The organism is Hyphomonas sp., from assembly GCF_046313975.1.
GTDB lineage: Bacteria > Pseudomonadota > Alphaproteobacteria > Caulobacterales > Hyphomonadaceae > Hyphomonas.
Genome location: NZ_JBKBXB010000002.1, coordinates 1 through 12,537 on the forward strand (window position 1 = coordinate 1; position 12,537 = coordinate 12,537).

Consider the following 12,537-nt stretch of genomic DNA (forward strand, 5'->3'; position numbering starts at 1 on the left):
CTCGATCACCGCCATTTTCTTTTCGACTTCCGCTTCCGCGCGGGCGTCGATCTTGATCGTGTGCTTCGCCATCCGCTTTTCCATATCGGCGGCGCGCGCTTCGATGGCAGCAGCTTTTGCTTCCATGCGGGCCTCGAATTCCTGCTCCCAGGCTTCGATTTCTTCTTCCGACATGGTCTCGAAGTTGACGCGCAGGGCCTCGCTGGCGCCAAGTGCGCCAAGCTCTGCGCCCATCAGTGCGAGTTCGGTCGATATCCGGGTGATCTCGGCGTAGTCCTCACCTTCGGCAAAGCTCATGAACACGCCCATCATCTCCGGGCCGGTGAGTTCGGCAACGTCTGCATCGATCTGGCGCTGCAGCTCCTCCACTTCCAACGGCATCGGCGGGTGCGGGATAACCTTTGCCATCGGATCGGACAGCATCACGATCTGGCGGTCAGAGGCTTCACCGTCGATCCAGAGCGTGTTGCTCTCGATACGGATTTCTTTCTTGTCCTTATCTTTCGGTTCGGCCGCAGCGGCGACCGAGGCGGTGACCGCGAGGGTCGAGACGCCGAACAGCAAGGCTGCACCAAAGCCGATCATGCGGCGCTGGGACGAGGGGGCGGGGTAGGTCATGCGGGTCAGTCTTTCCTTGAGGGCATGGGTCAGGGGCAGACGGCCGGCGGCATAGGCCGGTTCCGGCAGGTGCAGTTTCGCTGCCTTGACCAGGGTGGACCCGTAAGCATGCGGACTGGTCTGGCAGCGGGCGAGCACATCGGCGTCGCACGCGGCTTCCTGGTCAGTCCGGAAAGCATTGCGGGCAATATAGGCCAGAGGATTGAACCACATCGCCGCCACGAAGAGTTCAGATGCCTGCAAGGCCCAGAGGTCGCCGCGGCGCACATGCATGAATTCATGCGCAAGTGCGGCGCGGGCTTCAGCCGGCGTGTAGTCATCCTCGAACCAGGCAGGCATGACGATCACGGGGCGGAACAGTCCGGTCACAAAGGGACCGCGGGAGATAAGGCTCGCGACAATGCGCGGCGTGCGCTTCAGGCCGGCTTCGGCCGCGATACGCACGGCGAGGTCCTGCATGCGGGCAGAGATCGGCATAGCTTCGCGGTCGACGAGGTGCATGAAGCTGACATGCGCCAGGATGCTGCGCGCGGCGAAGAACAGCGCACCGGCCGCCCAGGCGGCGATGAATGCGATCAGGCCGATGGCGAGGAGGTCATCCGTCAGGGAGGCTGCTGTGCTCAGAAGACCCGGCTCGCTTGCGGCGGCGGGGGAAGCCCACTCCCCGCCATGCGCAGGCACATCGAGGGCGGCTGTGTGCGGCGCGGCTGCGGTATCGACAGCGCCCGTCACCACAGGCTCGGCAGCAGGACCCAGCGCGCCGAGTTCGAGATTGAGGATAGAGACCGGCGAGGGCAGCGGGGGAAGGAAGAAGCGCGCCACCGGGATCGCCCAGAGCAGGTAGACGACACCGGCGCCGAACTGGCGGGAGACCGCGCGGCGCAGCATCAGGACAACGAGGATCAGGATCGAGACGGCGAACAGCGTTTCCAGCGCGTGGCCAAGGTCGCCGTTGAGAATGGCGTGGATCATTTCTTGAGTTCCCCCAGGAGCTTCTCGAGTTCGGCGATGTCTTCCTTTGTCAGCCCGCGCGAGTCGGCGAGGTGGGCGACGAGCGGCGCAGCGCGGCCAGAGAAGACGCGGTCAATGAACTGGGTGGCGGCTTCCGCCTTGTACTCGGCTTCGTCGAGCACGGGGAAATAGAGATAGCGCCGGCCGTCCTCGACGGTTTTCAGCGCGCCCTTCTCCACGAGGCGGGAGAGGAAGGTCTTGACCGTGCGGATGTTCCAGTCGCGCTCGTCGCCGAGCGTTTCGTGCACATCACTGGCAGCGAGGCCGGGCTTTGCCCAGAGCACCTCCATCACTTCCAGTTCGGATGCGGAAATCTGCGTCACACGCCACCTCCTCTAATGACTACAGACGTCGTCTATATGTGACTACGCATGTGGTCAATAGGCCGATCATGAATTCGGCGTAAGCCGCAGCTTCCGCAGCGCGAGGGGCGAATGCGCCCTTCAAATCCAGGAATCCGTCCTGTAGTGTCCGGCGCGTGTATAGTTAAAGCCGGTATCGCCGGTGAGGGGAATTGCGAATGAAACCCGGCCTGCTTGCTGCGTTGTTCCTGGCTCTGGTGCCGGCAGGGTGCGAGACGGCGGGGCCATATGGCGGGGTTCTGGGCGGGATCGTCCTGCCGCAATCTTCCGGCCCGCTCACGGCCGCGGAAATCGATGCCGGCCTGCGCGAGGCGCTGACCCTTGGCACCGCCAATGTGGCCGGGCAGCTCGGACGCCCCAATGGCTATTTCGGCGATCCGAAGATCCGCATTCCGCTGCCGAAGACCTACCGGGACGTTCAGAAGAACCTCGCCCTGATCGGCGCCTCCGGTCCGCTGGATGATATCGAGCTGCGCATCAACCGCGCCGCGGAAGCCTCGGTGCCGGAAGCGCGCACGCTGATCGTCGGCGCGGTCCGCTCGATGACGATCGAGGATGCGCTCGGCATCCTCCGGGGCGGAAACACGGCGGCGACCGATTTTCTCCGTGCCCGGACGGAATCGCAGCTGACATCGGCGTTCACCCCGCATGTGCGCAGCGCGCTGGCAAGTTCGGGGGCGTTCACGGCGCTCGAATCCTATGCGAGCAGCGCGGGCCTCGGCGGGGCAACGTCCAGCTTGCAGGCGGACTTGACGTCGCATGCGGTAAAGCTCGGGCTTGACGGCATCTTCTTCTATGTGGCCGAAGAGGAGCGCAAGATCCGGGAGAATCCATTGGCACGCACGACTGACCTGCTCCGTAAAGTTTTCGGGGCTTCTGTCTGATGCGGCGTTTCCGGGAACATCTGAAGACGGGCGGTGAGATTGCCGGCATCGAGTTCGGCGATCCGATCAAGCCCTATGCGGCGGTGTGGCTCCATGCGACCGGTTTCAACGCGATGACCTATCAGTCGATGCTGGCGCCGCTCGGGCTTCGGGCGCGGGTGGCGGCGCTGGATATGCGCGGGCATGGCCGCACAACGCTGCCGGCAAAGGGGCTGTCCTCCTGGAACAAGTACCGCGATGACGTGATCGCCTTCCTCGAGGAAGAAGCGCCGCAGGGCGTGGTGCTCGGCGGGCATTCGATGGGCGGCTGCGTGGCGCTGCTGGTAGCGGGCAAGCGGCCTGACCTTGTGAAGGGGCTGGTACTGGCCGACCCCGTGATCCTGTCACGCGCAACCTATTTCTGGAACCATGTCTTCCCGCCAGTGAACTGGTTGCTGCGGCGCAACAGCATGGCGGCGCGGGCGCGCAAGCGGCGGGCGGAGTTTTCTTCCTTCCGTGAAGCGCTCGACACCTATACCGGGCGTGCAGCCTTCAAATCCTGGCGCGAGCCTTTCCTCGCGGATTACCTGCTCGACGGGCTCGACCGTGCAGATCCGGGGCGCTCGGATGAAGCGAACCAGAAGTGGAAACTGACCTGCACACCGAAATGGGAAGCGAAAACCTTCTCCGCGCAGCGCCATGCACCGTGGAAGGCGCTGGCGAAAGTGCGGAAAAAGAAGATTCCGATTGTCGTGCTGCGCCCGAACCGGGATTCGGTGATTTCGGATAAGGTCCGTGCCCAGATCATCCAGCAGAACCCGTCGCTGATGATGCGCGGGATCCGCGGCACCTCGCATTTCCTGCCGATGGAGGCGCCCTATGAAGTGCGCGACCAGCTGTCGGCATTCATTGCGCGGCTGGTGGAACGCTTCACGCTGGAAGAAGACGGGCCGGTGTCGCGCAACCTGCGTCAGCGCCGGCGGCGAGTGGGGTAGGCCCTACCACAACTCACGTCCGGGTGACGCCACCCGCGCGAGCTTCTCCATCAGCCGTGCGAGTTCCGCCTGTTCTTTCGCGGTGAGCGTCGTGACCAGCCTTTCCTCTTCGGACAAGGCGAGCGGCACGATCAGTTCGTACACGTCGCGACCGGCCCCGGTCAGGAACAGCAGCGAGCGGCGGGCGTCTTCTGCCGAAGGGCGGCGCTCCAGGTAGCCCATCTCGATGAGGCCGGCGACGGCGCGGCTGACGGCGACCTTGTCCATCTGGGTGCGCTGGCCGATTTCGGTGGCGCTGATGCCGGGCGTGTCGGCGGTGACCGCCATCACGCGCCATTGCCAGACGGAGAGGCCGAACTCGCGGTCATAGAGCTCTGCAATCCGCTGCGACACGGCGTTCGACAGAACCGACAGCCGGAATGGCAGGAAGGTGGCGAGGCGCAGGGCGGCGGGCCGGGGGGTGTCAGGCATGGGGCATCCTTCAGACTCGCTTGCAGGGCGAGACAAATTTAGTTACATATGAAACTATCTTTTCCGACCTTGCAAGATGGGAGCCTTGATCATGGCCGACCTTTTCGACAACCCCGCCGGGCTCGATGGCTTCGAGTTTATCGAGTTCTCTGCCCCGGAGAAGGGCGTTCTGGAGCCTGTGTTCGAGGCGATGGGCTTCTCGAAGATTGCCCGCCACCGGTCCAAGGATGTCGAGCTGTGGCGGCAGGGCGGCATCAACCTGATCACCAATTACGAACCGAAATCGGCCGCCTGGTATTTCGCGCGCGAGCATGGCCCTTCGGCCTGCGGCATGGGCTTCCGCGTCCGCGATGCGCGCAAGGCCTATGCGCACCTGCTGGAACAGGGCGCCGAGCCCGTGCAGGTCGAGACCGGCCCGATGGAACTGCACATTCCCGGCATCCGCGGCATCGGCAATTCGATCATCTATCTCGTCGACCGGTATGACACCGGCGCAGGCGAGCTGACCATCTATGACATCGACTTCGACTATCTTCCGGGTGCGGACAAGCATCCGGTGGGTGCGGGCTTCAAACTGATCGACCACCTGACGCACAACGTCTATGGCGGGCGCATGAAGTACTGGGCGGACTTCTATCAGAAGCTCTTCAACTTCCAGGAAATCCGGTATTTTGACATCAAGGGCGAATATACCGGCCTGACCTCCAAGGCGCTGACGGCGCCGGACGGGAAGATCCGCATACCGCTGAACGAGGAAGGCAAGAGCGGCGGAGGCCAGATCGAGGAATTCCTGCGCGAGTTCAATGGCGAGGGCATCCAACATATCGCGCTGATCTGCGACGACCTTTATGCCTGCTGGGACAGGCTGAAGAAGCTCGGCGTGCCGTTCATGACGGCGCCGCCGGCCACCTATTACGAGATGCTCGATGGGCGACTGCCGGGGCATGGCGAGGATGTCGCCGGCCTGCAGTCGCGCGGCCTGCTGCTCGACGGCACCACCGAAGGCGGCCAGCCCCGCCTCTTGCTGCAGATTTTCGCACAGCCGAAGATCGGCCCGGTCTTCTTCGAATTCATCCAGCGCAAGGGCGACTATCGCGAAGGCTTCGGCGAAGGCAACTTCAAGGCCCTTTTCGAAAGCATGGAACGCGACCAGATTCAGCGCGGTGTCTTGAACGTTGAGGAGAAAGTGTAATGGCTGCGCCCAAACTTCGCGGCGTCCACCATGTCGCCTATCGCTGCAAGGATGCGAAGGAGACGGTGGAGTTTTACCAGAAGACGCTCGGCATGGAGTTCCAGCTGGCGATTGCCGAGGACCATGTGCCCTCGACCGGCGCCTATGATCCCTACATGCACATCTTCCTCGATGCCGGGAACGGCAACGTGCTCGCCTTCTTTGAGTTGCCCGAGCAGCCCGAAATGGGCCGCGACCCGAACACGCCGCAATGGGTGCAGCATATCGCCTTCCGCATCGGCTCGCTGGACGAACTGATGGCGACGAAAGCGCATCTGGAGTCGCTGGGTATCGATGTGCTCGGGCCCACCCATCACGGCATCTTCAAGTCGATCTATTTCTTTGATCCCAACGGGCATCGCCTCGAACTCGCCGCCGATATCGGCACGCCGGAGCAGATGGCGCAGCTGAAGTCTGTTGCCGAACCGATGATCGAAGAATGGAGCGCAACGAAGAAGGCGCCGAGGCATGCGGCCTGGCTGCATGAGAAGATCAGGGAAGAGACGAAGTAATCTTCAAACACAGAGATTGCGTCATCCCGGAAATCGCGTAGCGATTGTCCGGGACCCAGACAGGTACATCCAACTCAAAACTGGGTCCCGGGCATTTGCTGCGCAAATCCCGGGATGACGAACACATAGGGAAACGTCTGATGAAACTCGCCACCCTGAAGAACGGCACCCGCGATGGCCGGCTCGTAGTTGTCTCGAAAGACCTCACCCGCGCCACCGATGCGGCGCGCATTGCGCCGACGCTGCAGGCGGCGCTCGACAAGTGGGAGATTTATGGCCGCGAGCTGGCGATGCTGGCGGAGCAGGTGGAACTCGGCTCGGTGCCGACCTTCCGCTTCCACGAGCATGACGCGATGAGCCCCTTGCCGCGCGCTTATCAGTGGGCGGATGGTTCGGCCTATATCAATCATGTTGAGCTCGTCCGCGCCGCGCGCGGCGACAAGGTGCCGGAGAGCTTCTATTCCGATCCGCTGATGTATCAGGGTGGCAGCGATGGCTTCCTTGGTCCGCGCGACGCGATCCCGCTTAAAGATGTCGCCTGGGGCTGCGACATGGAAGGTGAAATCGCGGTGATTACCGATGACGTGCCGATGGGCGCGAGCGAAGCGGAAGCTGCTGCCGCAATCCGCCTTGTGATGCTGTGCAATGACGTGTCGCTGCGCGGGCTGATTCCCGGCGAACTCGCCAAGGGTTTCGGCTTCTTCCAGTCCAAACCCGCCAGCGCCTTCTCCCCGGTCGCGGTGACACCGGATGAGCTGGGCCCCGCCTGGAAGGATGGCCTCGTCCACCTGCCGCTGCGCGTGGACCTCAATGGCCAGCCCTTCGGCCGGGCGAATGCGGGCGTGGATGCGACCTTCTCGCTGCCGCGCCTTGTTGCCCATGCCGCGAAGACGCGGGCGCTGTGTGCGGGATCGATCATCGGCTCGGGCACAGTGTCGAACAAAGGCGCCGATGGCGGCGCGGGCAAGCCGGTCAGCGAAGGAGGGCTTGGCTATTCCTGCATCGCCGAAATCCGCATGATCGAGACGATCACGGGCGGCGCGGCGAAGACGCCCTTCATGAAGCCCGGCGACACGGTGCGCATCGAGATGCAGGATGTGGGCGGCCATTCCATCTTCGGGGCGATCGAACAGACGGTCGAGGCAGTCTGAACTTATTCAACAGATGTTGAAATCTGCATTGCGTTAGGGCATGCAGGCGCCGCAGATTGTGCTAATCACGAGATGACGGCGCGCAGGACAAGGGAGCTCATGCCGGATGGCAAGCAAGGTCTATAAATCGGCAAAGGAGGCTCTCGAGGGCCTCACCTTTGATGGCATGACGGTGATGGCGGGCGGCTTCGGCCTCTGCGGCATTCCGGAAAACCTGATCCTGGCGCTGCGCGATTCGGGCGCGAAGGATCTGACCGTGATTTCCAACAATGCGGGCGTCGATGATTTCGGCCTCGGCATCCTCCTGCGCACGCGCCAGATCAAGAAGATGATCTCGTCCTATGTCGGCGAGAACAAGGAATTCGAGCGCCAGTATCTCTCCGGCGAGCTGGAGCTGGAGTTCAACCCGCAGGGCACGCTGGCCGAGCGCTGCCGGGCAGGCGGGGCAGGCATTCCCGGTTTCTACACCAAGACCGGCGTCGGCACGATTGTCGCCGAAGGGAAGGAACACCGCGAGTTCAATGGCGAGACGTACATCCTCGAAACCGGCCTCGTCGCTGACCTCTCCATCGTGAAGGCAGAGAAGGCGGATACGCAGGGCAACCTCGTCTTCAACAAGACCGCGCGCAACTTCAATCCGCCCATGGCGATGGCGGGCAAGATCACCGTGGCGGAAGTCGAGGAGATCGTGCCCACGGGCGATATCGATCCCGACCATATCCACCTGCCAGGCATCTTCGTGCAGCGGATCGTGAAGGGCACATTCGAGAAACGCATCGAGCAACGCACCACGCGCAAGCGGGGAAGCTTCTGAAGCATCCGGCGCGAATCTGACGAGGAGGGGTCATGGACAGTTTCGAGAGTTTGAATGCCGTGCTGGCAACGCTGCAGGCGACCGTCAGTTCTGTGAACCTCTTCCTGACCGGTGGCCTTGCCTCGATCATCGTTGGTTTTGTTGCCTCGGCCATCGGCGCGCAGCTTCAGATGCGCCAGACGACACGGCGCGAGGGCAACCTGCGCTTCCACCAGTTCATGACCGAGTATGAGCAATACTGTTTCAGCGCGCCGACGGCGATTTCACAAGATCTGAACGCGATGGTCGAAGGCTGGGACAACCTGTTTTACAATGCCGCGAAACAGCCGTTCAACAGCGTGCTCTACCTCGCGCAGATGATCGACCGGTTTGATGCCGAGTACCTGAAATATATCAGCAAGGACAAGACCGGCTTCCTCGCACTCTTGCGCACACGGCAGGATGCGTCGATCGAAGCGCTGATCGATCTGGCAGATCATGCTCACGATCCGTATGGTCCGGAGTTCCAGGCTAAGGCCGCAAACCTTGTCGACAAGGTGATGGGAACCATCGCGCTGACGGAAACCGAAATGCCGGCGGGGCATACCGTGTTCAACGAGCACGCCGTCGCCCGTATCCGAGCCCGGCTTGAAAACTGCGTGGCCACGTTCGTGGCGGCGCATCCGCCTCCACTCCCTTCCGCGCAGCCACCTGCTCCGCCCAGCAACACCACTCCATAGGATCAGCCCATGCCCTGGACACGCGACGACATGGCGGCCCGCGCCGCGAAGGAACTGCACGACGGTTACTATGTGAACCTCGGCATCGGCATTCCGACGATGGTGGCCAACCACATCCCCGAAGGCATGGACGTGACGCTACAGTCCGAGAACGGAATGCTCGGCATGGGTCCGTTCCCGTATGAGGGAGAGGAAGACCCGGATCTGATCAATGCCGGCAAGCAGACGATCACTACGCTGCCGCGCACCAGTTTCTTCGACAGCGCCACCAGCTTCGCCATGATCCGCGGCGGCCATATCAACATCGCCATCCTCGGCGCGATGGAAGTGGCGGAGAATGGCGACCTCGCCAACTGGATGATCCCCGGCAAGCTGGTCAAAGGCATGGGCGGCGCGATGGACCTTGTTGCGGGCGTGAAGCGGATCGTTGTCGTGATGGACCATGCCAACAAAGCGGGCGAGTCCAAGGTGCTGAAGAAGTGCACCCTGCCGCTGACCGGCAAGGGCGTCGTCAACCGCATCATCACCGATCTCTGCGTGCTGGATGTCGTGCCCGGCGGGCTGAAACTCGTCGAACTCGCCCCCGGTGTGACGCTGGACGAAGTGAAGGCGAAGACGGAAGCGACGCTGGTTTAGGTCTGCCGTTTCTAGACTTTGCAGCTATCTCACCGTGTCATCCCGGCGAAAGCCGGGATCCAGTCAGCCGGGAGCGCAATCTGTCAGTCTGGGTCCCGGCTTTCGCCGGGATGACATGCAAGTTTGGCGGGTGGCTGGAAACGCCTACACGCCTTCCACAAACAGCACGCGGTAGTCGGCCGCCTGGAAGCGATGCTTCTTGGCTTCGGTATAGGCCGGGCTGTCATACCAGGCTTTCGCTTCGGCCATTGTCGGGAAGCTGAGGATCACCACACCGTCTGCGTCCGCGCCTTCGGTCACTTCATGCTTGCCGTAGAAGGCGAGCGGCGTGATCTGGTGGTCACCGCGCGCGTTCTTGGCGGCTTCGGCATAGCGCGCCATGGCGTCGCCGTCGCGCAGCTTCTCGCGGATCAGGATTACGAAAGCGGCCATGTTTATCTCCCTGTGACTGGCGGCGTAAGCCTCCGCCATCTGCAGGCGCCGCGCAATTCCTGACGCTGCGTCGCAGGCGGCAAGGGTTCCGCGCGCGGCTGAAAGCGGGTAGGGGTCTGCGCAGGAAAAGGGAGCTTCCCGCATGTCGCTGTTCGATGGTCTCACCCCGCTGCCGCCTGATGCCCTGCTGGGCCTGATGGCGGCCTACCGCGCCGATCCGCGCGGCGAGAAGTTCGATCTGGGCGTCGGCGTGTACAAGGACCTTGCCGGCCTTACCCCGATTTTCAGCGCGGTGAAAAAGGCCGAGGCGAAGATGATCGCGGCGCAGGATACCAAAGTTTACGAAGGCCAGCGCGGCAACACGGATTTCTGCGGTCATGCCGAGGATTTCGTGTTCGGAAAGGGCCATCCGGCCCGCAAGGAAGGCCGCGTGATCTCGTTCACCGCGCCGGGCGGTTGCGGCGCCCTGTTCCAGGGCGTCAGCCTGATGCGCAAGACCGGCACGCGCCGCGTCTGGGTTTCGCGTCCGACCTGGCCCAACCATCCGAATGTGGTGAAGTCGCTCGGCCTTGAGGTGAAGGAATACAATTATGCCGTGAACGGAGTATTCTCGCCCACAAGCATGCTGGAAGACCTGCTTCAGGCGGAAGAGGGCGACGGTGTCATCATCCAGGGCCCCTGCCACAATCCGACGGGCATCGACTTCCCGGCCGGCTTCTGGAAACAGCTGGGCGAACTCGTGCGTGGCAAGAAGCTCGCCGCGATGATCGATGTCGCCTATCACGGCTTTGCGGATAGTCTCGATGAAGACATGAAAGGCGTGCGCGCCTTCATCGCTGCGGCCGGCGAAGCGATGATCGCCTATTCCTGCTCCAAGAATTTCGGTCTCTACCGCGAACGCACCGGCTGCTTCCTTGTCGTGGGCGAGAGCCGCGAAGGCATCGACGCCGCCTACACCCATGTCGCCGACAATGGCCGCGCCACCTGGTCAATGCCGCCTGCGCACGGCGCGGGGATCGTCGCCACCATCCTCGGCGATGCGGAGCTGCGCGCCGAATGGGAAACCGAACTCACGGCGATGCGTGAGCGGATGAAATCCCTGCGCGTATCTTTCTCGGACGCCCTTCTCGCCGCGACCGGCTCGAACGAACTCGCCCAGCTGCGCCTGCAAAACGGCATGTTCTCGCAGCTGCCTGTCTCGGCCGCACAAACAGCGGAACTGCGTGACAAGCACGGCGTCTATATGCCGACTTCCGGCCGCATCAACATCGCCGGTCTGCACCCGGATCATATCCCTAGACTGGCGGAAATTCTGGCGCCTTATCTGAAGGGATAAGCCTCAGATACTGAGTCCTCGTGGCGCAATCCGCTCCAGCTCCGCCAGCATTTCCGGCGGCGCTTCCACGGCCTTGCGCGCGTCGAGGTCGAGTGAAATGGCCACCGCTTCGCACGTTGCCCACGGCCCCCCCGTCAGCGGGTCCATGAACCAGTGCACCAGGCCGTGCGTCTTGCCCTGAACCTTGCCGAGCGAAGTATAGGCGGCAAACACATCGCCGGCCTGCGGGTGGCGATGGTAGCGGATGCGGTATTCGAGCACGGCGGCGCCCATGCGCCGTCCGCCTGCGGACTGTCCGACACGGTTTCGCCAGTCGGCCAGCAGGTTCGGCACCGAATCCGAAATGCGCCCGATCACCCAGTAGGGCTGCATCCAGCCATGCGCGCCGCAATGCTCCGGCGGGACGGCGCCCATGCCGATCAACGGCGCTCCCGTTTTCTTCACGCGCTCCAGGGTGATGTCCTGAACGGCGATGCCAGGCGCATCCGGGTCAATGGACCGCGGCATTGCCTCGCCGGGCGTTTCGCCCTTCAGCGCCTCCAGCTTCGCGCGAGGCCGGCTGCTCCACGGGAAGGGTGTGCCTTCCGCTGTGTCGACATGGATAATCCGTGTACGGAATGAAGCCGACAGGCTGCCATCCGAATGGCGCAGCTCCTGATAGATCACCGCGTCATGCGTGCCGACGTCAAGGACGCAGCCGCGCATCGACAGCGGGCGGCCTGGAAGCACTTCGCGCACGAAGCGGATATGCTGATCCACAGGAAGAATAGTGGCAGGGGAATCCGGACGGAATGCGTTCGGCATGCCCGCCGCATGGGCGAGCGCCACCAGGCCTTCCAGTTGTTTCTCGACATAGACGCGCACATTCATGTGCCCCATCTCGTCGCAATCCCATTGATTGCAGCTGCCCTGCCAGAGCGGGATCATGCCGCACAGTTCCGGCAGGTGCCGCGCACTTCGACCACCGCGCGGGTCATATGAAACCCTGCGCCGCGCGTTTCGGATTTTAGCGCATTGCTGGTGGCCACCGCGTGCAGCTCCTCCGCGGAGTGGCACTGGTCGCAGATCAGGAACACGGCCGAATGGCTGTGACTGGTATGGCCGCAGGCGACATAGGCGTTGAGGCTCTCGATCTTGTGAACGAGGCCGGCCTCCTGAAGGAAATCGAGCGCGCGGTAGATGGTCGGCGGCTTGGCCGCGCCTTCGCCGTCGAGATTGGCCAGCAGGTCATAGGCCTTCGCAGGCCCCGCACTTTCCAGCAGCAGGCGCAGCACCTTGCGGCGGATCCGCGTCATCCGCTGACCTTGCCGCGCGACAAGGGCTTCGGCTTCCGTAAGGAAAGCGTCGGTGTCCGCAGGGCTGCACGGCGTGTTCGCGTGCCCGTGC

General features: G+C 63.0%; 15 protein-coding genes. 9 read left to right on the forward strand and 6 right to left on the reverse strand.

The window, feature by feature from the left end:
• On the reverse strand, positions 1-1,590 hold a 1,590-nt coding region (locus ACK4TE_RS00885; RefSeq protein WP_409909576.1), incomplete at its 3' end, for a M56 family metallopeptidase.
• Entirely contained in the window at positions 1,587-1,952 is a 366-nt protein-coding gene (locus ACK4TE_RS00890) for a BlaI/MecI/CopY family transcriptional regulator (RefSeq protein ID WP_409909577.1), read from the reverse strand. The genes ACK4TE_RS00885 and ACK4TE_RS00890, both read right to left, overlap by 4 nt.
• 197 nt (positions 1,953-2,149) lie before the next feature.
• Here ACK4TE_RS00890 and ACK4TE_RS00895 point away from each other — a divergent pair, with 197 nt between their 5' ends.
• Together ACK4TE_RS00895 and ACK4TE_RS00900 are read left to right on the forward strand one after the other, a co-directional pair.
• Positions 2,150-2,875, forward strand: coding sequence for a DUF4197 domain-containing protein (locus ACK4TE_RS00895; protein ID WP_409909578.1), 726 nt, complete (start codon positions 2,150-2,152; stop codon positions 2,873-2,875).
• Positions 2,875-3,849, forward strand: coding sequence for an alpha/beta fold hydrolase (locus ACK4TE_RS00900; RefSeq protein ID WP_409909579.1), 975 nt, complete (start codon positions 2,875-2,877; stop codon positions 3,847-3,849). Before ACK4TE_RS00895 ends, ACK4TE_RS00900 begins: the two co-directional genes overlap by 1 nt.
• Positions 3,850-3,852: 3 nt before the next feature.
• Here the strand turns inward: ACK4TE_RS00900 and ACK4TE_RS00905 are convergent, their stop codons facing one another.
• On the reverse strand, positions 3,853-4,320 hold the full coding sequence (locus ACK4TE_RS00905) for a MarR family winged helix-turn-helix transcriptional regulator (protein ID WP_409909580.1): 468 nt from the start codon (positions 4,318-4,320) through the stop codon (positions 3,853-3,855).
• Positions 4,321-4,411: 91 nt separating this feature from the next.
• Between ACK4TE_RS00905 and hppD the strand changes: the two genes are divergently transcribed.
• From hppD to ACK4TE_RS00935, 6 genes are all read left to right on the forward strand, one after another.
• Complete coding sequence (gene hppD, locus ACK4TE_RS00910; RefSeq protein WP_409909581.1) at positions 4,412-5,512, forward strand: 4-hydroxyphenylpyruvate dioxygenase; 1,101 nt, start codon at positions 4,412-4,414, stop codon at positions 5,510-5,512.
• Positions 5,512-6,063 (forward strand): VOC family protein, encoded by a 552-nt coding sequence (locus ACK4TE_RS00915; protein ID WP_409909582.1) that lies wholly within the window; start codon positions 5,512-5,514, stop codon positions 6,061-6,063. The genes hppD and ACK4TE_RS00915 overlap by 1 nt, the downstream gene beginning before the upstream one ends.
• Positions 6,064-6,203: 140 nt before the next feature.
• Positions 6,204-7,214, forward strand: coding sequence for a fumarylacetoacetate hydrolase family protein (locus tag ACK4TE_RS00920; protein ID WP_409909583.1), 1,011 nt, complete (start codon positions 6,204-6,206; stop codon positions 7,212-7,214).
• 106 nt (positions 7,215-7,320) lie between these two features.
• Entirely contained in the window at positions 7,321-8,028 is a 708-nt protein-coding gene (locus ACK4TE_RS00925; RefSeq protein WP_409909584.1) for a CoA transferase subunit A, read from the forward strand.
• Between the two features lie 32 nt (positions 8,029-8,060).
• Positions 8,061-8,747, forward strand: a complete 687-nt coding sequence (locus ACK4TE_RS00930; protein ID WP_409909585.1) for a hypothetical protein — start codon at positions 8,061-8,063, stop codon at positions 8,745-8,747.
• Between the two features lie 9 nt (positions 8,748-8,756).
• Positions 8,757-9,383 (forward strand): CoA transferase subunit B, encoded by a 627-nt coding sequence (locus tag ACK4TE_RS00935; RefSeq protein ID WP_409909586.1) that lies wholly within the window; start codon positions 8,757-8,759, stop codon positions 9,381-9,383.
• Between the two features lie 144 nt (positions 9,384-9,527).
• On the opposite strand, the gene ACK4TE_RS00940 is transcribed toward ACK4TE_RS00935, so the two are convergent.
• A complete protein-coding gene (locus ACK4TE_RS00940; RefSeq protein WP_409909587.1) occupies positions 9,528-9,815 on the reverse strand; it encodes a DUF1330 domain-containing protein in 288 nt (95 codons plus the stop codon).
• A gap of 142 nt (positions 9,816-9,957) precedes the next feature.
• On the opposite strand from ACK4TE_RS00940, the gene ACK4TE_RS00945 reads away from it, so the two are divergent.
• Positions 9,958-11,151: an amino acid aminotransferase gene (locus tag ACK4TE_RS00945; RefSeq protein ID WP_409909588.1), complete on the forward strand. Its 1,194-nt coding sequence runs from the start codon at positions 9,958-9,960 to the stop codon at positions 11,149-11,151.
• 3 nt (positions 11,152-11,154) lie between these two features.
• Here the strand turns inward: ACK4TE_RS00945 and ACK4TE_RS00950 are convergent, their stop codons facing one another.
• Both ACK4TE_RS00950 and ACK4TE_RS00955 read right to left on the reverse strand, forming a co-directional pair.
• Positions 11,155-12,078, reverse strand: a complete 924-nt coding sequence (locus ACK4TE_RS00950; RefSeq protein WP_409909589.1) for a thioesterase family protein — start codon at positions 12,076-12,078, stop codon at positions 11,155-11,157.
• Positions 12,075-12,446: a transcriptional repressor gene (locus ACK4TE_RS00955; protein WP_409909590.1), complete on the reverse strand. Its 372-nt coding sequence runs from the start codon at positions 12,444-12,446 to the stop codon at positions 12,075-12,077. Before ACK4TE_RS00955 ends, ACK4TE_RS00950 begins: the two co-directional genes overlap by 4 nt.
• Between the last annotated feature and the right edge of the window lie 91 nt (positions 12,447-12,537).